20 protein-coding genes and 1 pseudogene are annotated in these 25,667 nt (G+C 67.1%); 9 read left to right on the top strand and 12 right to left on the bottom strand.

The annotated features are described in order from the left end of the window. Nucleotides 1-11 precede the first annotated feature (11 nt). Nucleotides 12-2,147 (top strand): M3 family metallopeptidase, encoded by a 2,136-nt coding sequence (locus GTH33_RS15145; RefSeq protein ID WP_338054386.1) that lies wholly within the window; start codon nucleotides 12-14, stop codon nucleotides 2,145-2,147. A gap of 40 nt (nucleotides 2,148-2,187) precedes the next feature. On the opposite strand, the gene GTH33_RS15140 is transcribed toward GTH33_RS15145, so the two are convergent. The 6 genes from GTH33_RS15140 to GTH33_RS15115 all read right to left on the bottom strand — a co-directional run bounded on the left by GTH33_RS15140 (nucleotide 2,188) and on the right by GTH33_RS15115 (nucleotide 8,598). Next, entirely contained in the window at nucleotides 2,188-3,513 is a 1,326-nt protein-coding gene (locus GTH33_RS15140) for a sensor histidine kinase (RefSeq protein WP_163960121.1), read from the bottom strand. Between the two features lie 35 nt (nucleotides 3,514-3,548). After that, a complete protein-coding gene (locus GTH33_RS15135) occupies nucleotides 3,549-4,268 on the bottom strand; it encodes a response regulator (protein WP_163960118.1) in 720 nt (239 codons plus the stop codon). Between the two features lie 69 nt (nucleotides 4,269-4,337). After that, entirely contained in the window at nucleotides 4,338-4,898 is a 561-nt protein-coding gene (locus GTH33_RS15130) for an EF-hand domain-containing protein (protein ID WP_249054912.1), read from the bottom strand. A gap of 137 nt (nucleotides 4,899-5,035) precedes the next feature. Further along, nucleotides 5,036-5,806, bottom strand: coding sequence for an acyl-CoA thioesterase (locus GTH33_RS15125; RefSeq protein WP_163959108.1), 771 nt, complete (start codon nucleotides 5,804-5,806; stop codon nucleotides 5,036-5,038). Then, a complete protein-coding gene (locus tag GTH33_RS15120) occupies nucleotides 5,803-7,371 on the bottom strand; it encodes a class I adenylate-forming enzyme family protein (protein ID WP_243848219.1) in 1,569 nt (522 codons plus the stop codon). The genes GTH33_RS15125 and GTH33_RS15120 overlap by 4 nt, the downstream gene beginning before the upstream one ends. A gap of 27 nt (nucleotides 7,372-7,398) precedes the next feature. Further along, the gene (locus GTH33_RS15115; protein ID WP_208403966.1) at nucleotides 7,399-8,598 is read right to left on the bottom strand and encodes an MFS transporter; all 1,200 of its coding nucleotides are present in this window, start codon (nucleotides 8,596-8,598) and stop codon (nucleotides 7,399-7,401) included. A 151-nt stretch (nucleotides 8,599-8,749) separates the two neighbouring features. Between GTH33_RS15115 and GTH33_RS15110 the strand changes: the two genes are divergently transcribed. Together GTH33_RS15110 and GTH33_RS15105 are read left to right on the top strand one after the other, a co-directional pair. After that, nucleotides 8,750-9,958: an acyl-CoA dehydrogenase family protein gene (locus tag GTH33_RS15110; RefSeq protein WP_163959107.1), complete on the top strand. Its 1,209-nt coding sequence runs from the start codon at nucleotides 8,750-8,752 to the stop codon at nucleotides 9,956-9,958. Nucleotides 9,959-10,031: 73 nt separating this feature from the next. After that, nucleotides 10,032-11,096 (top strand): acyl-CoA dehydrogenase family protein, encoded by a 1,065-nt coding sequence (locus GTH33_RS15105; RefSeq protein WP_163959106.1) that lies wholly within the window; start codon nucleotides 10,032-10,034, stop codon nucleotides 11,094-11,096. Between the two features lie 32 nt (nucleotides 11,097-11,128). On the opposite strand, the gene GTH33_RS15100 is transcribed toward GTH33_RS15105, so the two are convergent. Next, nucleotides 11,129-12,400 (bottom strand): TetR/AcrR family transcriptional regulator, encoded by a 1,272-nt coding sequence (locus tag GTH33_RS15100; protein WP_163959105.1) that lies wholly within the window; start codon nucleotides 12,398-12,400, stop codon nucleotides 11,129-11,131. A gap of 155 nt (nucleotides 12,401-12,555) precedes the next feature. On the opposite strand from GTH33_RS15100, the gene GTH33_RS15095 reads away from it, so the two are divergent. From GTH33_RS15095 to GTH33_RS15070, 6 genes are all read left to right on the top strand, one after another. Beyond that, nucleotides 12,556-13,818 carry an acyl-CoA dehydrogenase family protein gene (locus GTH33_RS15095; RefSeq protein ID WP_163959104.1) on the top strand — a complete coding sequence of 421 codons (1,263 nt, stop codon included), beginning with the start codon at nucleotides 12,556-12,558 and terminating at the stop codon, nucleotides 13,816-13,818. Between the two features lie 128 nt (nucleotides 13,819-13,946). Beyond that, nucleotides 13,947-15,029, top strand: a complete 1,083-nt coding sequence (locus GTH33_RS15090; RefSeq protein ID WP_163959103.1) for a Zn-dependent alcohol dehydrogenase — start codon at nucleotides 13,947-13,949, stop codon at nucleotides 15,027-15,029. A 142-nt stretch (nucleotides 15,030-15,171) separates the two neighbouring features. Then, complete coding sequence (locus tag GTH33_RS15085) at nucleotides 15,172-16,215, top strand: phosphotransferase family protein (protein ID WP_163959102.1); 1,044 nt, start codon at nucleotides 15,172-15,174, stop codon at nucleotides 16,213-16,215. Nucleotides 16,216-16,236: 21 nt separating this feature from the next. Next, entirely contained in the window at nucleotides 16,237-17,001 is a 765-nt protein-coding gene (locus tag GTH33_RS15080) for an SDR family oxidoreductase (RefSeq protein WP_163959101.1), read from the top strand. Next, nucleotides 17,001-17,813 (top strand): SDR family NAD(P)-dependent oxidoreductase, encoded by an 813-nt coding sequence (locus tag GTH33_RS15075; protein WP_163959100.1) that lies wholly within the window; start codon nucleotides 17,001-17,003, stop codon nucleotides 17,811-17,813. Before GTH33_RS15080 ends, GTH33_RS15075 begins: the two co-directional genes overlap by 1 nt. 122 nt (nucleotides 17,814-17,935) lie before the next feature. Continuing rightward, on the top strand, nucleotides 17,936-19,000 hold the full coding sequence (locus GTH33_RS15070) for a TonB family protein (protein ID WP_163959099.1): 1,065 nt from the start codon (nucleotides 17,936-17,938) through the stop codon (nucleotides 18,998-19,000). A 4-nt stretch (nucleotides 19,001-19,004) separates the two neighbouring features. Here the strand turns inward: GTH33_RS15070 and GTH33_RS15065 are convergent, their stop codons facing one another. From GTH33_RS15065 to GTH33_RS15045, 5 genes and pseudogenes are all read right to left on the bottom strand, one after another. Further along, complete coding sequence (locus tag GTH33_RS15065) at nucleotides 19,005-19,898, bottom strand: acyl-CoA thioesterase (RefSeq protein WP_163959098.1); 894 nt, start codon at nucleotides 19,896-19,898, stop codon at nucleotides 19,005-19,007. After that, the gene (locus tag GTH33_RS15060; RefSeq protein ID WP_163959097.1) at nucleotides 19,898-21,022 is read right to left on the bottom strand and encodes an acyl-CoA dehydrogenase family protein; all 1,125 of its coding nucleotides are present in this window, start codon (nucleotides 21,020-21,022) and stop codon (nucleotides 19,898-19,900) included. The genes GTH33_RS15065 and GTH33_RS15060 overlap by 1 nt, the downstream gene beginning before the upstream one ends. Nucleotides 21,023-21,135: 113 nt before the next feature. After that, nucleotides 21,136-22,323: an acyl-CoA dehydrogenase family protein gene (locus GTH33_RS15055; RefSeq protein WP_163959096.1), complete on the bottom strand. Its 1,188-nt coding sequence runs from the start codon at nucleotides 22,321-22,323 to the stop codon at nucleotides 21,136-21,138. Continuing rightward, nucleotides 22,320-24,331, bottom strand: a pseudogene (locus tag GTH33_RS15050) (3-hydroxyacyl-CoA dehydrogenase NAD-binding domain-containing protein). The gene GTH33_RS15055 and the pseudogene GTH33_RS15050 overlap by 4 nt, the downstream one beginning before the upstream one ends. 30 nt (nucleotides 24,332-24,361) lie before the next feature. Then, complete coding sequence (locus GTH33_RS15045) at nucleotides 24,362-25,582, bottom strand: serine hydrolase domain-containing protein (protein WP_163959095.1); 1,221 nt, start codon at nucleotides 25,580-25,582, stop codon at nucleotides 24,362-24,364. Between the last annotated feature and the right edge of the window lie 85 nt (nucleotides 25,583-25,667).

Raw genomic sequence — 25,667 nt, 5'->3', positions numbered from 1 at the left:
CGGAGAGTATCTTGCATCACATCCTTCTTGCCACCACCGCGATTGCGCTGATGGCCAGTTCCGTCGCCGCGCAATCCGATACGGCCGCCACCGCTCCCGCCACCAACCCGCTGCTGGCCGACTGGTCCGGCCCGTACGGCGGCGTTCCGCCGTGGGACAAGGCGAAGCCCGAACTCTTCCCCGCCGCGTTCCAGGCATCGCTGGCGGAACGGGCCGCGGATTATCGCAAGATCGCCGACAATCCCGCCGCGCCGACCTTCGCCAACACCTTCGTCCCGATGCAGCTTGCCGGCCAGCGCTATGGCCGGGTGATGACGCTGTTCGGCGTGATGACGGGCAACATGAACACGCCCGCCTATCAGGCGCTCGATCGCGAATGGTCGCCCAAGTTCGCCGCCGCATCGGACGCCATCACGTTCGATCCCAAGCTGTTCGCGCGGATCGAGGCGGTCTACAACAGCCGCGCCAAGCTCGATCCCCAGCAGCAGCGGCTCGTCACCCGCACCTACGACAGCTACGTGCGGCAAGGCGCGAAATTGACGCCGGCGCAGAAGACGCAGCTGTCCGCCTACAACCAGGAACTGGCGAGCGCCTTCAGCGACTTTTCCAAGCGGCTGCTGGCGGACGAGAATACGGCGATCGTCGTCACCGACGAAGGCCAGCTCGCCGGTATCCCCGACAGCGTCAAGGCGGTGGCCAAGGCGGCGGCGGTGGAGCGCAGCCAGCAGGGCTGGGCGATCGTCAATACCCGTTCGGCGGTCGACCCCGTGTTGACCTTCGCCACCGACCGCGCGCTGCGTGAGAAGGTCTGGCGTGCCTTCGTCAACCGTGGCGACAATGGCGATGCCAACGACACCAACGCGACGATCGCCCGGATCGTCAAGCTGCGTGCCGATCGTGCGCACCTGCTGGGGTTCAAGACGCACGCCGACTGGCGGATGCAGGACACGATGGCAAAGACGCCGGCCGCGGCGATTGACCTGATGATGCGCGTCTGGCCGGCCGCGAAGGCCCGCGTCGCCGAAGAGGTCCGCGACATGCAGGCGATCGCAGACAAGGATACGACCACGGGCGCGGGCAGGATCACGATCGAACCGTGGGACTATCGCTTCTATCAGGAGCAGGTCCGCAAGGCCCGCTACGACCTGGATCAGGCACAGCTGAAGCCGTATTTCGAACTGGGCAATATCATCCAGGGATCGCTGTACGCCGCCAATCGGCTGTACGGGCTGAACTTCAAGGAGATTACCGGCACCGTTCCCGTGTTCGAACCCAATATGCGCGTGTGGCATGTGACGGATCGCAACGGCAAGGAGGTCGGGCTGTTCTATCGCGACGACTTCGCGCGTTCGGGCAAGCGATCGGGCGCGTGGGCGAATACCTATCGCAACCAGCGCAATCTCGCCCCCGCCCAGACGGTGTTGTCGTCGAACAACAACAATTTCGCGAAGGGCGCGAAGGGTGAGCCGATCCTGATCAGCCTGGACGATGCGCAGACGCTGTTCCACGAATTCGGCCATGCGATCCATGCGATGCTGCAGAACGTCACCTATCCGGGGTTGGCCGGAACGCCGCGCGACTTCGTCGAATACCCGAGCCAGGTGAACGAGCATTGGCTGCTGACCCGCGATGTGCTCGACAAATATGCGCGCCATTACCAGACCGGCGCGCCGATGCCGCAGGCGTTGCTGGACAAGATCGAAGCGTCGAAGACCTTCAATCAGGGGTTTGCGACGACCGAATATCTGTCGTCGGCGATCGTCGACATGAAGCTGCACACGGTGGCGGACGGGGTGGTCGACCCCGATGCGTTCGAGCGCGCCACGTTGACCGAGATCGGCATGCCGAAGGAACTGGTGATGCGGCACCGCCTGCCGCAGTTCAATCACCTGTTCTCGTCGGACAGCTATTCGGCCGGCTATTACAGCTATCTGTGGTCGGAAACCATGGATGCCGACACCTTCGCCGCATTCGAGGAGGCGGGCAGTCCGTGGGACAAGGCGACGGCGGAACGGTTCGCGCGGATCCTGCTGTCGACCGGCAACGAAACCGATCGCGCCGAGGCCTATCGCGCCTTCCGCGGCCGCGATCCGGACGTGAACGCCCTGCTCAGGAAGCGCGGGTTTCCGACGACCGCCGGCAAGTGACGGGGCGGGGGTGGGCCGGCGGCCGGTCCACCCCTCATTCTCAGCGCGGCAATTCGATCGTCGCGCACAGGCCACCGCCGTCGCGATTGGCCAGCCGCACGTCGCCGCCCGCCTCGCGCACGATCGTCCGCGCTAGCGCCAGTCCCAGGCCGATGCCGCCGGTGTCGCGGTTGCGCGACGTTTCGAGCCGGGTGAACGCCTCGAACACGTCGGTCAGCCGCGCGGCGGGGATGCCCGGTCCGCGATCCGCCACCTCGATCCGCACCATCGTCGTGCCGGGAACCAGCCGCACCTCGGCGGCGCCCCCGTATTTCACCGCATTCTCGATGAGATTGCGGATCGCCCGACGGATCAGCGACGGCCGCAGCCGCATGCGCAGGCGCTCGGCTTCCTCGAAGCCGACATCCTGACCCAGATCGCGGAAATCCTCGACCACGGCATCCACCAGCGCGGCGAGGTCGACCTCGGTCAGCGCCTCGCTCGGTCGACCCAGCCGGGCGAGCGACAGGATGTCGTCCAGCGTCCGGTTCATTTCGGCGATGGTTTCCGCCATGCGGGTGCGATCGGTGTCGTCCTCCACCGATTCCACCCGTACCCGCAACGCCGCCAGGGGGGTGCGCAGGTCGTGGCCGATCGCGCCCAGCATCCTGTCCTTTTCGTCCAGCATCGCCGTGACGCGCAGCTGCAGCGCGTTGAACGACTGCACGAGGCTGGCGATGTCCGCCGGTCCGCGCACCGCCACCGCCGCCGGCGCATCGCCGCCCCGACCGAAACGCTGCGCCGCCGCCGTCAGGTCGCGCAGCGGTCGCGAGATGCGGCGCACGATCCACAACACCGGCAGCAGCACCACGCCGTAGAGGATCAGCGTCTGGGCGAAGAGCCGCCAGAACAGGCGCATGCCGCCATTGTCGCTCCACGGCACGATGACCGACAGCCAGCCGTGGCCCGGCTGTTCGATCGCGATCAGCAACGCTTGGTCGGGGCGACCCTGTTGCCGGCGCTGGCGGGCGCTGCGCGAAGAATTGCGGGCGACCACGGCATCGTCCATCGCCGTCCAGCGGCGCGCGCCGGTGTCGATCCGGCCGACCTCGACCCCCTGTTCGCGCAGCTGGTTGCGCAGTTCCGCCGCGATGTCCGGCATGCGGGGCAGTGTGGCCGGGATGCCGGCCACGTCGCTGCGCCGGATCCGCCCGCGGTCGCGCGGGATCGTGCGCAGGCCCTGCGCTTCCCGGTCGAGCGCGTCCGCGACCCGGATCGCGACCGGGCGCGTCGCCTGCGCCAGCCGGAATTCCGCGCGGTCGCGCAGCGCAAGTGCCAGATTGACCATCTGCGCCACCAGCAGCGCCAGGGCGATCAGCACCGCCATCTGTCCGGCGAGGCTGCGCGGCCACAATCGCAGCTTCACAGACGCGTCACCTCGGCCGCGAGGGTGTAGCCGCCGCCCCAGACGGTCTTTATGATCTCGGGCAGCTTCGCATCCGCCTCGATCTTGCGGCGCAGGCGGCTGACCTGATTGTCGATCGCACGATCGAACGCCGCCGCCTCTCGCCCCTGCGTCAGATCCAGCAGCTGGTCGCGGGTCAATACCTGCCGCGGCCGGGTCACCAGCGCCAGCAGCAGGTTGTATTCGCCGGTCGACAGCGGCACCGACACGCCCTCGCGGTCGACCAGCGCACGCTCGCCGGTCTTCAGCACCCAGCCGGCAAAGGCGTAGGAACCGCTTTCCGGGGGATGCTGGCGAGCGCCGCCCGCGGTCAGCCGCCGCAACACCACCTTTACCCGCGTCGCCAGTTCGCGCGGGCTGAACGGCTTTACGACATAATCGTCGGCGCCCATCTCCAGCCCCACGATCCGGTCGGTTTCCTCGGCCTTGGCGGTCAGCAGGATCACCGGCGTATCGGTGGTCGCGGCGATGTGGCGGCACAGCGACAATCCGTCCTCGCCCGGCATCATCACGTCGAGGATGACGAGATCGATCGCATAGGCGGCCAGCCGCGTCCGCGCGCTTTCCGCGTCCGCCGCCTGGGTGACGCGGAACCCCTGCTTGGTGAGATATTGCGCCAGCGGCTCACGGATCGAACGCTCGTCATCGACGAGCAGCAGGTGCGGCATGTCTCCCATCGGTTCGGCAATAGCCATGCGATCGGTCTCCTGCAAAGCCGGGCGGGATCGTCCCGCCCGGCCGCACCCTCATTGCGGCTGCGCGGCGGCGGCTGGCAGCGGCGGCATCGCGCCGGCCTGGCGAGCGCCGCGCATCGGCCGGCCGGCGGCCATCTCTGCCGCGTCCAGCTTGCCGTCGTGGTTGGTGTCGAGCCGGTCGAAGCGCTTGCCGGCGCGCTGCACCGCATCGGCGCGGGTGAGGACGGCGTCGCCATCAGGGTCGCCGCGCATGCCGAAGCCGCCGCCACCGCCACCGCGCGGACCGCCGTCCGGGCCACCCGTGGCACCGTCACGCCGCCGTGCGCGCATCGCCGCGCGTGCCGCATCGCGTTCGGCGGCGGTCACCTTGCCGTCCTTGTCGGCGTCCATTGCCGCAAAGCGCGTTTCGGCGTCGGCGATCATCTCGGCGCGCGTGATCGTGCCGTCATGGTTCGCATCCGCCCGCATCAGTCCGCGGCCGTGCTGCATCGGGGGCGGGGGCGCCACCGTCTGCGCGACCGCACCCGTGGCGAGCATTCCGCCCGCCGTCATCATCAACGCCATAACCCTGTGCATCGTCGCGACCTCCATCGGCAGGGCCGATCCCTTCACCGAACGATGGGCGGTATCGGTCGGGACTGTCGCCGGCTTATGTCCGGTGGGGGAAAAAGTGTCGCAATCTGTCGCATCGGGACGGTACGCAGACCTGTATCCTGTGGGAGGAAGGGCCCGGCCACCCGTCATCCTTTTCAGGCGAAGACCGCCACGCTCTGCATCTGCTCTGCGACCGGGTTGCCGTCCGCTGCCCATATCCCCATCCGCTGGCTCGAATTGCCGGCCCGGGCATAATCGCTCGTCGCCTGCAGCAACCACCAGCCATCCTCGGTCGCCGGCGCATCGCCCAGCAGGTTGAGCTGCCACGTCATCGAACTGACCGGCGCCGGCCGGCCGAGCATCTTCAAGGCGACCGGCGGCAGGCAGTCCGCCACCGCCATCAATTCGACCATCGGGTGCAGTCCGGTGCGATCCTTCAGGCGCACCCAGCGCAGCCATTCCGCCGTCGCCGCCTCCCGGCGTTCGACCAGTTCGAAATTCTGCGAAAAGGCGATGGCGGGATGGCCGCGCAACACCTTGTCCTCCGGCCCCGGCAGGGACGCCGCCGGGGCGGTGCCGGTACGCACATCGACAGCAGAGGCGACCGGGGACATGAACACGAACGTCGCGCGCAGCCCCAGCCCCGCCTCGCTCGCGACATCCGCCTGGACGAAGGCGGCGTTGCGGCCGCGCCGCAGCCGCTGCGCGCGGATCGTGATCGGACCGCTCAGCGGCCCGATGAACGCGACCAGCGCCGACCGCAGCGGCGGCAGGTCGTCATCCGACGCCATGGCGGCATGCAACGCGAGCGCCGCGGACAGCCCGCCATAGGCCGTGCGTCCCTGCAACCAGCCATCGGGCACCTGACCCTGCCAGCCGCCCTCGATCGGCTCCAGCCCGGCGATCACGTCGCGAAGAGCCGTCATGCGAATTCTCCCAGCCGGTCGCGCAGGTCGCGCTTCAGCACCTTGCCGATCGCGCTGCGCGGCAATTCGCCGATGCGATGCAGCGCCGACAAGCGCTGCGTCCTGCCGACCTGTTCGTTGACCCAGGACAGGATCACGCCGGCATCCTCTCCCTCGAAGCCGGGCCGCGCGACGTAGAAGCCGACCGGCGTTTCACCCCATGCATCCGACGGTGCGCCGATGACCGTGCCGTCGGCGACGGCCGGATGGCGGATCAGTACGCTTTCCAGATCGGACGGATAGATGTTGAAGCCGCCCGAGATGATGAGGTCCTTCTTGCGGTCCATCAGGATCAGGAACCCATCCGCATCGAACCGGCCGACATCGCCATGCCGGATATAGCGGTTGCCGTCCGCGTCATGCCATTCGGCCGCGCGGGTGGCATCGTCGCGGCCATGGTAGCCGGTCATCATCGTCGGCGACCGGCCGACCACCTCGCCCGCCTCGCCCGGCGCGACCTCGTGGCCGTCGTCGTCGATCAGGCGGATCTCGTGGCCGGGCAGCGGCTGGCCGACGGTGTGCAACTTGTCGGGATGCGCGCTGGCGTTGAGGCCGCAGGACGCGCCACCTTCCGTCATGCCGTAATATTCCACCAGCAGTCCCGGCCAGCGCGCCACCACATCCGCCTTCAGCGCCGGTGCGAAGGGCGCGCTGGTGCTGGTCTTGAAACGGAAGCAGGTCAGGTCGAACCGGCCGAAATCGTCCAGCGCCATGATACGCTGATACTGCACCGGTACCAGCATCGTGTGCGTCGCCCGGTGCCGCTCGGCAAGCGCCAGATAGGTGCGCGCGTCGAACTTGCCCATCAGTACCGCGGTGCCGCCCCAGCCGAGCGTCGGCAGGAAGCTGACGAGGGTGGTGTTCGAATAGAGCGGCGTTGCGATCATCGTCACCGCTTCGTCGAATCCGGCGGCGGCGTTGCGGGCGATATGGGCCCAGCGCATCGCGTGGCTCTGGACGATGCCCTTGGGCGTGCCGGTCGTGCCGGATGAATAGATGATGTTGAAGGCGTCGTCCGGCGCGATCGCCACGGGCGCGGGGCGGGCATCCGCCGCCGCCAGCCAGTCCGCGAAGGCGGCGCCGAAAACGATGCGCTTCGCGGGCAACGGCTGCTGCGCCAATATGGCCGCTTGATCCGCGTCCAGAAATACGATCGGCGCACCGCAATCGGGGATCATAGCGGCGATCGATGCGGGTGTCGCCGACGGGGCGAGCGGCGTCGCGACGCACCCGGCACGCAGCGCGCCGAGGAACACGACGGCATAATCCACGCTCGCCTGCGCCACGATCGCCAGTGCCGAGCCCGGCGGTACGCCGTCCCGCTGCAAGGCGGCGGCGACGCGGTTCATGGCGCGGTCGAGCGCGGCGTAGGTCATCACCTGCACCGCGTCGGCGAGCGCGATATGCTCGCCGCGCTCGCGGGCGTGGGCGGCGATCAGATCGGGGAGGGTCGCGAAGTCGGACGCGAGCATGGCGGCGGCGGTGTGCATCGCGGCAGGGTAGGTGAAGCAGTCCGATCGCGCCATACGCAATCTTCGAAGATCAGCAGGACCTCACGTTGCGGCCACCCGCACCCGGGTCACCACGATCGCCGCGGCGGCAAGGCCCAGCACGCCCGCGATCACGAATGCCGCACCCGGAAAGTCATGGTCGATCCCCCAGGCGAGCACCTGCGTCAGCAACAGCGGCGCGATAATCGCCGACACGCTGCCCATCGAGCCGAGCCCGCCCTGCAACTGGCCCTGCCGCGTCGCATCGACCATGCGCGACATCAGCCCCTGGAGCGCGGGCATGGCGAAGCCCGACAGCGCGCTGGTGCAGAACAACACATAGACCTGCCAGCTGGCGCTTACCGCGGCGAACGCCAGGAACGAGCCGCCGCCCGCGAGCAGCCCGATCAACAGTGCCTGCCGTTCGCCGAACCGGCCGATCGCACGGCCGGTCAGACCGCCCTGGACGATCGTCGAAACCAGCCCGACGAACGCGAGGCTCCAGCCTATCGCCTTGGCATCCCAGCCGAACCGCGCCGTCGCCCAGAAGCTCCACGTCGCCGGATAGACCATATGGGCAAGCTGCCACAGGAACATCGCCACCAGTAGCGGCGCCGCATGGCCGGCATGGAACAGCGGCCGGAAAGCGCCGATGACATGCGCATCGCGCAAGCGGAACGGCCGCCGGTTCTCCACGGCCAGCGTTTCCGGCATCGCCGCCATCATCACCGCGGCATTGATGAGCGCGAGTGCCGCCGCTGCGTAGAAAGGTGCACGCGGTCCCCATAACGAGAACAGTCCGCCGAGTGCCGGGCCGATGATGAAGCCCAGTCCGAACATCGCGCCAATCAGCGCAAACGTCGCGCCGCGTCTTTCGGGCGGCGTCACGTCGGCGATCACCGACCCCGCCGGTCCATAGACCGCCCCGGCGACCCCGGCCACCGTCCGGCCGACGAACAGCCAGGCGATGCTGGGCGCGACCGCCATCACCGCATAATCGACCCCGAAACTCCGCATCGATGCGATCAGCACCGGTCGCCGTCCGAACCGGTCGGACAGATTGCCAAGCACCGGCCCGGCGACGAACTGCGCGGCGGCGTAGACCACCAGCATCCATCCCGCGATACGCGTCGCATGCTCCACACCGGTGTGGCCCAGGCTGGTCAGCAGGGCCGGAAACACCGGGGCGACGATGCCGAATCCGATCGTGTCGATCAGCACCGCCGCCAGCGCCATCGGCACCGCCTTATGCTCGAACCGCATGCTCCCCCGCTCCCGCCATGCCGCTGCCGGCTGCGACGTTCTGCCCGATTGTGACGGCGCAGCCAATGGCGGGGGTTTGCAGGCCCGATCTTTCGTGGCATGGCCCGTCAGAGCATACCCGATCTTCAGAATCGGGTTCAGGAGACCGCCGATGGCATCCGCTGCCGAATCAGATCCGCTTGCCGCCTTCCGCGAAGACGTGCGCAACTGGCTTGCCGCGCATTTCCCCAAGAGCCTGGCGTACAAGGACGTGGGCCTGTCCGCTCTTGAGGGGCCGCAGGACCCGTCCGCCGATGAAGCGGCCTGGACCCGCGCGATGGGGGAGAAGGGGTGGGGCGTGCCCACCTGGCCCAGCGCCTATGGCGGCGGCGGCCTGTCGCGTGCCGAAGCGCGCGTGCTGCAGGACGAGATGGCGCGGATCGGCGCGTCCAATCCGATCGGCGGCATGGGCGTGATGATGTTCGGCCCGACGTTGCTGGAATATGGCACCGAGGAGCAGAAGCAGGAGCATATCCCGCGCATCGCCCGCAACGAGGTGCGGTGGTGCCAGGGCTATTCGGAGCCGGGCGCGGGGTCGGACCTTGCCGCGCTCCAGATGTTCGCCGAGGACAAGGGTGATCATTATCTGGTCAACGGTCAGAAGACGTGGACGTCGGGCGGGCAATGGGCGGACAAATGCTTCGCGCTCGTCCGCACCGACAAGACGAAGAAGCATGAGGGCATCAGCTTCCTGTTGATCGACATGGATTCGCCCGGGGTGGAGGTGAAGCCGATCCGCCTCATCTCCGGTTCGTCGCCGTTCTGCGAGACGTTCTTCACCGACGTGAAGGTGCCGAAGGGCAACCTCGTCGGGCGCGAGGGGGAAGGCTGGACGATCGGCAAGCGGTTGCTCCAGCACGAGCGCTCCAGCCTGTCCGGCGGCGGTGGATCGGCCGGGCGCCTGCTCGCGGGCAAGCCGCTGAGCCAGGTGGCCAAGGACTATCGCGGCACCGATGCGGACGGGCGCCTGTCCGACGCCGACCTGCGCATGCGGCTGGTCCGGCACGAGATGGATACGCGCGCATTCATGCTGACGCTGCGCCGTGCCGCGCTGGAGGCCAAGTCGAACCAGGGGCCGTCCGCCGCGACCTCGATCATGAAGAACGTCGGCGCGCGCATCACGCAGGATCGCGCCGAACTCGGCATCGAGATCATGGGCATGAACGGCCTCGGCTGGGAAGGGGAGGGCTTCACCGACGCCGAACTCGCGCAGACCCGCACCTGGCTGTGGGGGAAAGCGGTATCGATCTACGGCGGCAGCTCCGAAATCCAGAACAACATCGTCGCCAAACGCATCCTCGGCATGCTGGATCACCAGTAACCGGGCAAGGGTTGGAGAGGAGCAGGGGGACGATGCACAGTCGATCCCCCTGCCGAACAGTACAGGATTACATATGGCCGTCCTCACCGAAGAACAGACGATGCTGCGCGATATGGCGCGCGAATGGGCGGACAACGAATCGCCCGTCACCGCCTTTCGCAAGTTGCGCGATGCTGCCCCGGCCGAAGGTTATGACGCCGCGGCGTGGGGCGAGATCGGCCAGATGGGCTGGGGCGGCATTGTCATTCCGGAAGGCCAGGGCGGTTCCGCGCTCGGCTATCTGTCGCTCGGCATGGTCGTCGAGCAACTGGGCCGCAACCTCGCCGCCAGTCCGCTCGCCTCGACCGGCCCTGCCGCCAGTGCGATCGCATTGGGCGAAGACGACGCCGCCAAGGCAGAATGGCTGGGGCGCATCGCGGCGGGCGAGGTGGTGGCGACGCTGGCCATCGACGAAGGCCCGGTCCACGGCGCGGCCATCGCGACGCGGGTCGAGGGCGGCCGGCTGACCGGCACCAAGCTGTTCGTCACGGAGGGGGATAGCGCCGCAGTGTTCGTCGTCGCTGCCGAGGACGGCCTGTATCTGGTCGCCGGAACCGACGGCGTCACCCGTTCGCCCCGCCGGATGGCCGATGCGCGCAGCCACGCCGAGGTCCGCTTCGCCGCCGCACCCGCGACGCGGCTCGGCGGGGTCGATCTGACCGCGAAGGTCGTCGACTATGCCGCCGCGCTGGCGGCCGCGGAAATGCTGGGCCTTGCCGAACAGGCGTTTGCGACCACCAACGATTACCTCAAGACCCGCGTCCAGTTCGGCCAGGCGCTCAGCACCTTCCAGGCCTTGCAGCACCGCATGGCCAAAATGCTGACCGAGCTCGAACTGATGCGTTCCGTGGTGGAGGGCGCGCTCGAGGCGATCGATGCCGGGCGATCCGATCTCGATCAGGCGGTCAGCCTGGCGAAATCGGTCGCGGGCGACACCGCCCGACTGGTGACCCGCGAGATGATCCAGCTGCATGGCGGCATCGGCATGACGGACGAACACGATGCCGGCTTCTATATGAAGCGGGCTGCCGTGCTGGAGGCGATGTGGGGCAATGCGGCGTTCCACCGCGAACGGTTCGCACGCCTCAACGGATATTGAGCGCCGCGCCCTGCCGCCTGGGCGCCGATCCGCTACGCCGCCGCCAGGGCGCGATCGTCGAACAGGCCGAACAGCAAGGTCGAGGCATACATGCCGATCGCGCGGTCGCGGGGCATGGTCGCCGCCCATTTGCGCATGTCGAACGCCGCATTCTGAAGCGCCATCAGCGCTTGCGCCGCGACCAGGGCGTCGACCGCGCGGATCGATCCCTCCGCGATGCCGTCCATGATCGTGCCGGCGAAGCGGCGCGCGATCCGGTTTGACCGGTCGACCATCGCCGTCCTGACCACGCCGGGCAAGCCCGACAGCGCGGTCGTGCGCAACAGCGGCGCGCGTTCGGCGAACTGCACGTCGAGCAGCGTCGCGATCGTGCTCGCCAGCCGATCCCAATGGGAACCGCCCGCTTCTTCCGCCAGGCGTTGCGCGTCGGTGATCGTATCGAAGCTGCGGCGATAGCAGGCGATCACCAGATCGTCCTTGGCATCCAGATGGTGGTAGAAGCTGCCCTTGGTGACGTTCAGCTCGGCCGCGATCCGCTGTACCGAGGCGCCGCGATAGCCCAGTTCGTTGATGAGCCGTGTCGCCGCCAGCAGGAAGGCGGCACGCCCCGGTTCGATCTCCTCATGCTCAAGGTCGATCGGCTGCGGCGCCCAGCTGACGTCGGCACCGGCGATGCCGTGTTCGAACACGTCCATCAGCCGCGCTTCGACCCGGTCATATTGGTCGGGTTCGTAGCGGACCAGCCAGACCGGCAGCCAGAAGGTATTCTCAAGCAACACGTGCGCCCTGGCGCCGAACAGGTCGGTCTGCGCGCGCGTCGCGGCCGGTCCCCACAGGGCGCGGGTGCGGCGGAACACCTCGCGCCAGCGATTCAGCAAACGGGTACGGTTTGGCTCCTCGGTGGCACGCAGGTCGGACAGCACCGCCATCGCCCGGTCCTCACCGCGCTGCACGCGGGCCAGGCGATCCATGTTGAGCGACAGATAGCGGCGGACGCGCTGCCTGGGCGTCGGTGCCGCCATCGCCTCGTCGATCATCGCCAGCAGTTGGTCCAGCGTATGTTCGAACGCCGCGGCCGCCAGGTCTTCCTTGCGCTTGAAATAATAGGTGACGCTGGTGGTGTTCAGCCCTACGCGCCGTGCCACGTCGGCGAAGGTCATGCCCTTGGCACTCTGTTCGTTGATCGCTTCCGCAGCGGCGGACAGGATCGCGTCGCGCTTCGCCCTGAAACGCTTCGTTCCCTGTTCTTCCCCGTTGCCGATGTCGCCGCCGTTGAGCTCGGCGTCCGCCCCCGTCTGATCCATGTCGCCACTCTACCGGCTGCGCTTTCGAAGAAACAGTGTTTTTTCCGCCATCCGCTTTTCAGGCGTGAAAAGCGCCGATCCGACCGTCGCAGGCACTTTACCGAATGTGCGGTACGGCCTAGACCCTGGATCAAAGACGATTGGAGAGAGGTACAATGGACTTCACCCTCAGCGAGCGCGAAACCTATTTTCGCGATCGGGTGCGCAGCTTCATCGACCAGGAAATCCGCCCGCGGGTGCCGGAGCATGACGCCCAGGAACATGAGGGCGAGCGCTGGAAGGTGATCCCGGTGATCGAGGCGTGCAAGGAAAAGGCGAAGGCCGCCGGCCTGTGGAATTTCTTCATGCCGCCCAATTCCGGCCAGTCCCACGTCGACGACAGCTTCGCGTTCGAAGGCACGCAGCTCACCAACCTCGAATACGCCCTGTGCGCGGAAGAGATGGGCAAGATCGGCTGGGCGTCGGAGGTGTTCAATTGCTCCGCCCCCGACACCGGCAATATGGAGGTGTTCCACCGCTACGGCACGCGCGAGCAGAAGGAGCGGTGGCTGGGGCCGTTGATGCGCGGCGAAATCCGGTCGGCGTTCCTGATGACCGAACCCGCCGTCGCCTCGTCCGATGCGACGAACATCGAAACATCGATGGTCCGCGACGGCGATCATTACGTCATCAACGGCCGCAAATGGTGGTCGTCGGGCGTCGGCGATCCGCGCTGCAAGGTCGCGATCGTGATGGGCAAGACCGACACGTCCGCCAAGCGTCATGCGCAACAGAGCATGATCCTGATGCCGATGGATACGCCCGGCGTCACGATCGAGCGGATGCTGACCGTCTACGGATACGACCATGCGCCGCACGGCCATGGCGAAGTGGTGATGACCGATGTCCGCGTACCGGTCGAGAACGTGCTGCTCGGCGAGGGGCGCGGGTTCGAGATCGCGCAGGGGCGGCTGGGGCCGGGCCGCATCCATCATTGCATGCGCACCATCGGTGTCGCGGAGACGGGGATCGAGGCGATGGCCAAGCGATTGTTGTCGCGCGTCGCGTTCGGCAAGCGGATCGCGGATCATTCCGTCTGGGAACAACGCATTGCAAAGGCCCGCATCGACATCGAAATGACGCGGCTGCTGTGCCTGAAGGCGGCCGATATGATGGACAAGGCCGGCAACAAATCCGCGCAACTGGAGATCGCGATGGTCAAGGTCGCGGCGCCGACGATGGCACTGCAGATCCTGGACGATGCGATCCAGGCGCATGGCGGCGGCGGCGTGTCACAGGATTTCCATCTCGCCCATGCCTGGGCCGCCTTGCGGACGCTCCGCTTCGCCGATGGTCCCGACGAGGTCCACAACCGCGCCATCGCCCGCGCCGAGTTCGGCAAATACGGCGAATACGCCGCGGAACGGCCGGCGCGCTAACCCCGTCACCCTCACTCATTGCCACCTTCGGCGTCTCTCCCTCTCCCGATGGGAGAGGGAAGGGGCCCGCCGCCGCAGGCGGTGTGAAGGGTGAGGGTGAGTGCGATCGATTGGAGAAAGACTAAGTCATGAAAGCTGCCGTCCTCTTCGAACCGAAACAGCCGCTGGAGATCGCGGACGTCACCGTCTCCAGTCCCGCAGCGCATGAGGTGTTGATCCGCACCGTCGCAGTGGGTGTCTGCCGATCCGACCTGCATTTCGTCGACGGCATTTATCCGCACGCGCTTCCCACCATTCCCGGACACGAAGCCGCGGGCGTGGTCGAGGCGGTCGGCAGCGAGGTGCGCACGGTGAAGGTGGGCGACCATGTCGTCACCTGTCTCAGCGCCTTTTGCGGCCAGTGCGAATTCTGCGTCACCGGGCGCATGTTCCTGTGCGTCGATGCGGGCGTGCGCCGGCCGAAAGGCGCCGCGCCGCGGCTGATGCTCGGCGACCAGCCGGTCGCGCAGATGCTCAACCTGTCCGCCTATGCCGAAATGATGCTGGTCCACGAAAACGCCTGCGTCGCGATCGATCCGGACATGCCGATGGACCGCGCCGCGCTGATCGGATGCGCGGTCACCACCGGTGCAGGCGCGGTGTTCAACACCACCGACGTGACGCCCGGCGAGACGGTGTGCGTCATCGGCTGTGGCGGCATTGGCCTGGCGGCGGTCAATGCCGCGAAGATCGCCGGCGCGGGCAAGATCATCGCGCTCGATCCGGTATCGGAAAAGCGCGCGCTGGCGGAAAAGCTCGGGGCGACGCACAGTATCGACGCGCTGTCGCCGACCGCGGCGGACGAGGTGGTCGAGATTACCAGGGGCGGCGTCCACCACGCGATCGAGGCGGTCGGCCGCCCGCAGAGCGCCGCCACCGCGGTCAAGGTGCTCCGCCGCGGCGGCACCGCGACGATCCTCGGCATGCTGCCGCCGACCGAAAAGGTCGGCCTGTCGGCGATCGATCTGCTGTCGGGCAAGCGGTTGCAAGGCGGGCTGATGGGCAGCAACCGCTTCCCGGTCGACATTCCGCGGCTGGTCGATTTCTACATGCGCGGGCAGCTCGACCTCGACGCGGTCATCGCCGAGCGCATGCCGCTGGAGCGGATCAATCACGCCTTCGACGAATTGCGCAAGGGCGATGCCACCCGCAGCGTGATCACGTTCGGGTGAGGAATATTCATTTGTCCCCCGTCGTCATCCCCGCGAAGTCGGGGATCCATTGTCGCGCCGCTGACGAAGGCGCCGCAACGCAGGCGTCCATGAATCCCCGCCTCCGCGGGGATGACGTGGGAGATGCGAGGAGCGGAACCGCATGACCGACACCATACCCGTCGCGGACAAGGACCGGCTGAACGAGGCGAACCTCACGCGCTGGATGAGGGCGAACGTTGCCGGCTTCACCGGTCCGCTTACCTACGCCAAATTCGCGGGCGGCCAGTCCAACCCGACCTACCGCGTCGACAGCCCGTCGGGCGCCTATGTCCTGCGACGCAAGCCGTTCGGGCCGCTGCTTCCCTCCGCCCATGCGGTCGATCGCGAATATCGCCTGATCGCCGGCCTCTACCCGACCGGCTTTCCCGTCGCCAAACCTTACGGCCTGTGCACGGACGATAGCGTGATCGGGTCGATGTTCTACGTCATGGCGCTGGCCGACGGTCGCAACCTGTGGGACGGCACCTTGCCGGACTATGGCCCGGAACAGCGCACCGGCATCTACAACGCGATGGTCGATACCCTCGCCGACCTGCACAACACCGATCACGTCGCCGCGGGCCTGGGCGATTACGGCAAGCCCGGCAATTATTTCGCCCGCCAGACCGAACGCTGGATCAGGCAATATCGCGCCAGCGAAACCGAACACATGCCCGAGGTGGAAAAGCTGATCGACTTTCTGCCGCGCACCGTTCCCGAACAGACGCGGACGTCGATCGTCCATGGCGATTACCGGATCGACAACATGATCTTTTCGCCCACCGAGCCACGCGTCATCGCGGTGCTCGACTGGGAATTGTCGACACTCGGCGATCCGCTTGCCGATTTTTCATATTTCCTGATGAGTTGGGTCACCGAGCCGGAGGGGCGATCGGGCGTGAAGGGGCGTACCGGTTCCGACACCGGCATCCCGACGATCGAGGACATGACGCGCCGCTATTGCGCCCGCACCGGCCGCGACGGCGTTCCCGACCTCGACTGGTATTTCGCCTTCAACCTCTTCCGCCTCACCGGCATCGTGCAGGGGATCAAAAAGCGGATCGTCGACGGTACCGCCTCCAGCGCGCACGCCGAACGTTCGGCAGCGCAGGTTCATCGACTGGCCGCGGCGAGCTGGCAATTCGCCCAGGCCGCAGGTGCATAATTAGATAATCGAGAGGATTACATGTCACTCTTCGACCTGACCGGTAAGGTCGCGATCATCACCGGCTCGTCGCGCGGTATCGGCAAGGCCAGCGCGATCGAACTTGCCCGGGCCGGCGCTCGCGTCGTCATCAGCAGCCGCAAGCAGGACGCGTGCGACATCGTCGCGGCCGAGATCAATGCCGAATTCGGCGCGGGCCGCGCCATCGCCGTCGCGGCCAGCATCTCGTCGAAAGAGGCGCTGCAGCATCTGGTGGATGCCACCCGCGCCGCCTTCGGCCGGATCGACGTACTCGTCTGCAACGCGGCATCCAACCCGTATTACGGACCGATGGAGGGGATCGCCGACGACCAGTTCCGCAAGATCTTGGACAACAACATCCTGTCCAACCACTGGCTGATCCAGATGGTGGTGCCCGAGATGCGCGAGCGGTCCGATGGGTCGATCGTCATCGTATCGTCCATCGGCGGACTGCGCGGTTCGCCGATGATCGGCGCCTATAACGTGTCGAAGGCGGCGGACTTCCAGTTGGCACGCAATTATGCGGTGGAATACGGGCCCGACAACGTACGGGTGAATTGCATCGCCCCCGGCCTCATCAAGACCGACTTCGCCCGCGCCCTTTGGGATACGCCCGAAGCGGAGAGCCGGTCGAGCAAGCACACGCCGCTGCGCCGGCTGGGCGACCCGATCGATATCGCTGGCGCGGTCGTCTATCTGGCGTCGGATGCGGGCCGCTACATGACCGGGCAGGCGATGGTGGTCGATGGCGGGGTGACGATCTGATGGCGCGCTTCACCGACAGGTCGATCATCGTCACCGGGGCCGGCAGCGGCATCGGTCGCGCCGCCGCACTGCTGTTCGCGAGCGAGGGCGGCCGGGTGGTCGCTGCCGACCTCACCGAAGGCGCGGAGCAAACGGCGGCGGCGATCGTGGCGGCCGGCGGCATCGCACACGCCATCCGCATGGATGCCGGTGTTGAAGACGACGTGGTTCGGGCGGTCGATCTCGCCTGCGACCGGTTCGGCGGGCTGGACGTGATGTTCGCCAATGCCGGCATCTCGGGGGGCATGGCGAACATCTTCGACACCGACGTGGCGCTCATCACCGATGTCCTGCGTGTCAACCTGATCGGGCCCTTTCTGGCGATCAAGCATGCCGCACCGCGCATCGCGGCGCGCGCTGCACGGACCGGCGGCGGCGCCATCGTCCTCACCGCCAGCGTCGCCGGTATCCGGTCGGGCGCCGGGTCGCCCGCCTATTCGGCGTCGAAGGCGGGCGTCATGAACCTCGCCGCGGTCGCCGCGCAGCAGCTGGCGGGCAGCAACGTGCGCGTCAACGCGATCTGTCCCGGGCTGACCGAGACCGGCATGACCAAGCCGACGTTCGATTACGCCCGCGATGCCGGCAAGACCGATCGGATCGGTCGACTGAACCCGTTGCGTCGCGGCGCGCAGCCGGGCGAGCTGGCCAAGGTCGCGCTGTTCCTCGCCTCCGACGATGCCAGCTACATCAACGGACAGGCGATCGCCGTCGATGGCGGCTTGTCGTCGAGCCATCCCGTCACCCGGCAGGATTACGGCAAGACCGCGGTGTAACCGACTTGCTGGCGTCATCGACGCGCGTCAGGATGGCGACATGCGCATCATCCTCGCCGCCCTGTCGCTCGCCGGACCGGTTCAGGTTCCACCACCACCGGTCGTTATCGATCCGCTGCCGCATGCGAGTGCGGATCGGACCGACCGGCAGGCCGGAGCAGCAGTTGCTGCGCTGGATGGCGAGCCCGGTCCTGTGCAGCGGCGGAGGTGCCGGCGTGACGGCGCAACAGGTGGTGCGCGCGCCGGACCCGCAGGTCGGTTTGGCTTGGGACATCGCCAGCCAGCGCCGGACGATGACGCTCGACTTCCGGATCGATGCCACGGGACGTCCCCTGTCGATCGTCCGCCGCACGCCGGCGGAGAACGCCTATGTTCCCGATGCGCAGGATGTCGTGCCGGCCTTTGCCGCCAGCCGCTTCGCACCCGGGCCTGAGCGGACGGGCTGTACCGTGACGTTCACCGCGAATCTCACGCCGATCGCCGCTGCACCGCTGGCCGACGTCATGGCGTATACCGTGTTCCCGACCAGCGGTCGCGCAAAGGCGATCGCGGACCGGTTGCGCATGCCGGGCGACGATTGCGCCGATCCAGAACCCGCGGTGCTGTTGCGCGCTTTTCCCGATTTCAAGCGGTTACCCGACCAGCCCGGCTATCCGAGCTGGAGCATGGTCGGGTATGACATCGACCGGTCGGGCAAGCCGACTAGGTTGCGCGCACTGGCGGGCAGCGGCACGCCCGCGCTCGACGTGGCGGCGCGCAAGGCCGTGGCGGCATCGCGGTTCGAACGCGGTGCGCGCGCCGGCTGCCTGTATTTCTATTACAAGCGGGGGACGATCCTGCCACCGCCGCCGGCGCCGGAAGAAGATGCGCTGCGCCCGGCCGCTGCCACCTGCCCGCGCGACCACGTCTGGGATCGCAAGCCGGTTCTGACCTATCCGTCCGGTTACAGCCGCCGCAGCATCGAGGGCTGGGCCATCGTGGCCTATGACGTCGCGCCCTGGGGGCAGACGGGCAACGTCCGCATATTGCAGGCGGAACCGACCGCGGAATTCGGCGACGCCGCAACGGCGATGATCCGCAACGCCACCTTCAGGGCGGGCGGCGGTGGCTATGTCGGCTGCATCGACCGGGTGTTGTACCGGATCCGCAGGCCAGGCACGCCGACCGCCGAGAGCGCGCCCGACTGACGCGTCATCCGCGCGGCGTGCGTTGGCGGATCAGCCCCTCCTGCGCCGCACTGGCGACCAGCCGCCCGTCCCGGGTGAAGATGCTGCCGCGGTTCATCCCCCGCGCGTGACCTGCCCATGGGCTATCGGTCGTGTAGAGCAGCCATTCGTCGGCGCGAAAGGGTTCGTGGATCCACAGCGAATGATCCAGGCTGGCGGTCTGCATCTCGGGTGTCAGCCAGTTGACCCCGTGCGGCATCATCGATGTCGCGAGCAGCGCCATGTCCGATGCATAGGCCAGCGCGGCGCGGTGCACGGCCGGATCGTCACCGATCGCCGCCGTGGTGCGGAACCAGGCGGCGTTGCTGGGCGCGCGCTTTTCCGGTGCGAACCAGTTGCGGGGATATAGCGGGCGCAACTCGATCGCATTCTGTCGGCGCGTGAAGAAATCGCGGAATTTCTCCGGCACCTGATCGGCGACGAGCAGGCGGAGTTCGCGTTCGGACGTCAGCGTTTCCGGCGCCGGCACGTCGGGCATCGCGCTTTGATGGTGGAAGCCGTCCTCCGGCGTCTGGAACGAGGCCGCGAGGTTGAGGATCGGCTGCCCGCGCTGCGTCGCCACCACCCGCCGGGTCGCGAAGCTCCTGCCCTCGAAATCCCGCGTCACCTGATAGACGATCGGAAAATTCTCGTCGCCGGGCCGCATGAAATAGGCGTGGAGCGAATGCGCGTCCTTGCCCTCGACCGACCGCTGCGCCGCTTGCAGCGCCTGGGCGATCACCTGCCCGCCGAACACCCGGCCGCGCCCACCCGGCTGGCGGGACCCGCGGTACAGGTCGACGTCGATCTCCTCGACGTCGAGCAGCGTGACCAGCCCCGCCGCCAGTTCTTCGGGAGTGCGTTCGCGGAACTCCGCCATCAATAGCCTGCCGCCTTTGCCAGCCGGTCGGCATGAAAGCCGATGTCGCCGAACATCTCGGCCAGCACCCGCGCCCGCTTCATGTAGAAGCCGATGTCATATTCGTCGGTCATGCCGATGCCGCCATGCATCTGCACTCCCTCCTGTACCGACAGCGTCGTCGCCATCCCGGTCATCGCCTTGGCGATCGACACCGCCTCGTCGGCATCCGCTCCGGTATCCATCAACTGCTGCGCCTTGAGCACCGCGGCGCGCGCGACCTCCATTTCGCTGTAAAGATGTGCGGCGCGATGCTGGAGCGCCTGGAACGTGCCGATCGCCACGCCGAACTGCTTGCGTTCCTTCAGATAGCCGACGGTCATGTCCATCGCCCCGCCGCCGACGCCGAGCAGTTCGGCGGCGGCACCCGTGCGGCCAGCCCGCAGCAGCCGCCCGAGCGGATCGCGCCCGGCATCGACCTCGCCGATCACCGCATCGGCATTCACCTCGACACCGTCGAAGGTCATCCGGGCGGCGAGACTGGCGTCGGCAAGCCGTTCGGGCGTGGCGGTCAGCCCGGCGGCGTCGCGCGGCACCGCGAACAGCGTCACGCCATCCGCCTCGTCCGCCGAGCCGGCCGTGCGGGCGGCGACGATCAGCAGGTCGGCGACATGGCCGTGCGTGACGAAGCGCTTGTCGCCCGTCAGGCGAAAGCCGTTGCCCGATCGCTCCGCCTTGAGGCCGATCGCGTCCCGATGCTTGGCGCCCTCGTCGATCGCCAGCGCCGCGACCGTCTCGCCGGCAATGATGCCGGGGAACCAGCGGTCCGCCTGTGCCGACCCTTGCAGCGCCGCCACCGCCGCGACAGCGGTCGTCAGGAAGGGTGACGGTGACAGGTTGCGGCCGATCTCTTCCAGCACCACGCCCGCCTCGACGTGGCCGAGGCCGAGGCCGCCCTGCGCCTCCGGGATCAGGATGCCGTTAAGGCCCATGTCGGCGAATTGCTTCCACAGGTCGCGGCTGAAGCCGGTGGGATCGTCCGCATCGCGTAGCGCGCGCAGATGCGACACGGAGGCATGTTCGGCGACGAAGTCCCTTGCCGTATCGCGGAGCATCGTCTGTTCGTCGTTAAGAAAGAGGGGCATCGATCAATTCCTGCGTCACCCCGGACTCGTTCCGGGGGCCACCGTGCCTCAAGCCGAAGCGCCGGTGGAGAAGTGGACCCCGGAACAAGTCCGGGGTGACGGAATGTGTCGGCTCAGGCGCCGGGCAGCTCCAAAATCCGCTTGGCGATGATGTTGAGCTGGATCTCGGACGTGCCGCCCTCGATCGAGTTCGCCTTTGTGCGCAGCCACGCACGGGGCGCGGCGCCGGTGCCGGATCGCTCGCTCTCCCATTCCAGCGCATCCGATCCACCGGCCGCCATCATCAGTTCGTGGCGATCCTTGTTCAGCTCGGTGCCGACATATTTCATCATGCTGGGTTGCGCCGGATGCGCACGCCCCGCCTTCAGCTCGTCGATGAATCGTTCGGACATCGCCGCGAACGCCTTCGCCCGCACCTCGAACAGCGCGATCTGCGTCCGCAGGACCGGGTCGGCCAGCCGTCCGTCGTGGTCCAGTCCAACCGTCGCGATCGCACCTTCGATCAGGGGATTGCGCCCGCCGCCGCCCAGACCCATGCCGCTGATCATCTCGCGTTCGTGGCCGAGCAGATATTTGGCGACGTCCCAGCCCTTGTTTTCGTCGTGGATGCGGTTGGCCTTGGGCACCTTCACGTCGTCCATGAAGGTCTCGCAGAACGGCGAATAGCCGCTGATCAGCAGGATCGGCTTGGTCGAGACGCCGGGCGATGCCATGTCGAACAGCACGAAGCTGATGCCGCCCTGCTTCGAGGCCTTGCTGGTGCGGACGAGGCAGAAGATCCAGTCCGCCTTGTCGGCATAGCTGGTCCACACCTTCTGCCCGTTGACGATATAGTGATCGCCCGCATCCTCGGCGCTGGCGGCGAGGCCGGCGAGGTCGGACCCGGCATTGGGTTCGGAATAGCCCTGGCACCAGCGGATCTCTCCGCGCGCGATTTTCGGCAGATGCTCGAGCTTCTGTTCCTCGGTCCCGTACTTCAACAGCGCCGGCCCAAGCATCGAGATGCCGAAGGAATTGAGCGGATTGCGTGCGCGGATCGCCGCCATCTCCTCGCGCAAGACCTTGGTTTCCGCCGCCGACAGTCCGCCGCCGCCATAATCCCTGGGCCAATCCGGCACCGTCCAGCCGCGGCCCGCCATCGCGTCCAGCCATGCCTTCTGCGGCGGGTTGGCGTCAGGATCGTAGCCGCGGCCGCCCCAGCAGACGTCCGCGTCGGACCGGACGGGTTCGCGCATTTCGGGGGGGCAGTTCGCCTCCAGCCATGCGCGGGTGTCGGAGCGGAAGGTGTCGAGGTCGGTCACTTGATCGTTCCCGACTTCAGGCTCTTGGCAACGTCGAAGCCGTGCTTCTCAAGTCCTGCCACGACCTTGTCGTACCCTTCCGACTTCGCCCAGAACATCGGTCCGCCGCGATAGACCGGCCAGCCGTAGCCATAGATCCAGACGACATCGACGTCCGACGCACGCTGCGCCATGCCTTCCTCGAGGATCAGCGCGCCCTCGTTGACCATCGTGTACAGGGTGCGTTCGACGATCTCCTCGTCGGTGACGTCATGCTGCGGTGTCCCCGTCTTGGTCCGCCATTCGTCGATGATCTCGGCGACGCGGGGCTGGGGGAGGGGGTCCGCTTTTCGTCGTAATCGTAGAAGCCGGCCTGCTTCTTCTGGCCCCAGCGTCCTTCGGCGGCGAGCGCGTCGCGGACGTTCTCGATCCGGTTGGGGTCGCGATGCCAGCCGATATCGACGCCGGCGAGGTCGGCCATCTGGAACGGCCCCATCGGCATGCCGAAGGCGACATGAACGCGGTCGATCTGTTCGGGCGTCGCACCCTCCAGCAGCAGCTTGTTCGCCTCGACCTGGCGCGGCATCAGCATGCGGTTGCCGATGAATCCGTAGGTGACGCCGGCGACGACCGCCACCTTCTTGATCGTCTTGGCAAGGTCCATGACCGTCGCGAGCACGTCGGGCGCGGTCTTGGCACCGCGCACCACCTCCAGCAGCTTCATCACGTTGGCGGGCGAGAAGAAGTGCATGCCGACGACGTCCTGCGGACGCCCGGTGCAGGCGGCGATTTCGTCGATGTTGAGGTAGGACGTGTTGGACGCCAGGATCGCGCCGGGCTTGGCGATGGCGTCCAGTCGCGTGAAGATCTCCTTCTTCACGTCCATGTTCTCGTAGACCGCTTCGATGATGAGGTCGCAATCGGCGAGTGCGTCGAAGTCGAGCGTCGGGTTGAGCGCGCCCATCGCCGCCTCGACCTGCTCGGGCTTCATCCGGCCCTTGGCGGCGGTCGCCTCGTAATTCTTGCGGATAGTGCCGGTGCCGCGATCGAGCGCGTCGGCCTGCATCTCGACAATCGTCACCGGAATGCCAGCGGACAGGAAGTTCATCGAAATGCCGCCGCCCATCGTACCGGCACCGATCACGCCGACGCGCTTGATCGGGCGCTTGACCGTATCCGCGGGAACATCGTCGATCTTGGCGGCCTGCCGCTCGGCGAAGAAGATGTGGCGCTGCGCGGCGGACTGCGTCCCCATCATCAGCTTCATGAATTCCTGCCGTTCGAAGGCGATGCCCTCGGCAAACGGCGTTTCGGTCGCCTTGACGACACAGGCGATGTTGGCGGCCGGCGCCTCGAACCCGCGGAAACGGCGCGCATTGTCCTTGGTGAAGGCGGCGACCGCCTCGGGGTCTGCCTTCGCCTCCTTTTCGGACGCGCGCGGGATCGGCCGCTTGGCCTTCACCTCGCGTGCGAAGGCGATCGCATCGGCCTCCAGGCTGTCCTCGCCGACGATCTTGTCGATCAGTCCGGCGTCCGCCGCCTTCTTCGCCGGGATCGGATCGCCCTTCGCCGTCATTTCCAGCGCCATGCGGACGCCAGCGATGCGCGGGATACGTTGCGTGCCGCCCGCACCGGGCAGCAGGCCGAGCTTCACCTCGGGCGTGCCGATCTTCGCCGACGGCACCGCAACGCGATAATGGCAGCCGAGCGCCACTTCGCAGCCGCCGCCCAGCGCCGTGCCGTGGATCGCGGCGACGACCGGCTTGGTCGATGCCTCGATCAGGTCGACGACCGTCGGCAGGCCGGGTTCGACCATTGCCTTTCCGAATTCGGTGATGTCCGCGCCCGCGAAGAAGGTGCGGCCATCGCAACGGATCACCATCGCCTCGATCGAGGCATCGGCGACGCCTTCCTTGATCGCGGCTTCCAGCCCCTGCCGGACCGCGGCGCCGAGCGCGTTGACCGGCGGGTTGTCGGAGATGATGACGAGCACGTCGTCATGGCGTTCGGTACGGATCGGCGAGGTCATGGCAACACTCCAGGTATCGTCAAAAGGGGATCAGTTCAGCGCGGCGTAGATCATCGTCTTCAACTCGCGGCGGATCGGATAGAGGCCCGAGGGGCTCAGCTGCGTCATGAACACCATGTGCAGCCGCTCGACCGGGTCGATGAAGAAGGCGGTCGAGAACATGCCGCCCCAGTAATATTCGCCGCGCGATCCGGGGATCATCGTCCGCGCGACATCCTGCGTCACCGCGAAACCCAGGCCGAAGCCGGTGCCGGCGTTCTGCGTCTCGCTGAACAGCGATCGCGACAGGCTGGCGAGGTCCTTGCCGCCGGGCAGATGGTTCATCGTCATCAGGTCGATCGTCTTCCGGCCGACGATGCGCGCGCCATCCAGCGTCCCGCCATTCTCGCACATCCGGCAGAAACGATGATAGTCGAGCGCGCTGGACACCAGCCCGCCACCGCCCGACAGCAGCTTGGGTCGCCGGCTCCAGGCGCTCGCCGCGCCGCGATCGTACATCACGCGGCCCTTGCCCTCGACCAGCGCATAGCAGTCGGTCAGTCGATCGATCTTGTCGGCGGGTACCTCGAAGAAGGTGTCGTGCATGCCGAGCGGGGCGAAGATGCGGGTCCGGAAGAACACGTCGAGCGTCTGCCCCGATACGCACTCGACCACCGCGCCCAGTACGTCCGTGGACACCGAATAATTCCAGCCCTCGCCCGGCGAAAACTCCAGCGGCAGTTGGCCCAGGGCAGCGATGAAGCCATCAAGGTCGAGGTTGCCGTGCCAGCTCTCCATCTTCGATTCGCGATAGGCGGCATCAACGTTCGAGCGGTTCTGGAAGCCATAGGTCAGACCCGACGTGTGCCGTAACAGGTCGAGCATCCGCATCGGTTCGGCGGTCGGCCGCGTGAGGAAGGGGACGCCCCCGCCGCCGCCGTTATAGACGCCGAGGCCCTTGAATTCGGGCAGGACGTGGTGGACCGGTGTATCGACCGCGACCTTGCCCTCCTCGACCAGCATCATGAACGCGATCGAGGTGATCGGCTTGGTCATGCTCGCGATCCGGAATAGCGATGCATCGCCGATATCCTCGCCGCCCTCGCGTTCCGCGCCCTGGTGCGAGAGGTGGGCGATCTCGCCGTCGCGGGCGATCAGCAATTGTGCGTTGGGCAACAGCCCGGTGTCGAGATAGCGTGCTTTCAGGAATTGGTCGATCGCGGCCAGACGGCCGGCGTCGAAGCCGAGGGTGCTCGCGTCGATGGTCGTCATCCTCTGCCATACCTCAGTTTCTAACTTTCATCTTCTATTGCCTTGAGCGGCAGCGGAATCAACTATAACCTTTCATCGAAACGCG

The sequence above is a fragment of the Sphingomonas insulae genome (assembly GCF_010450875.1).
GTDB lineage: Bacteria > Pseudomonadota > Alphaproteobacteria > Sphingomonadales > Sphingomonadaceae > Sphingomonas > Sphingomonas insulae.
Note: the sequence above shows the minus strand (reverse complement) of the source record. Positions and strands in the feature narration are given on the sequence as shown.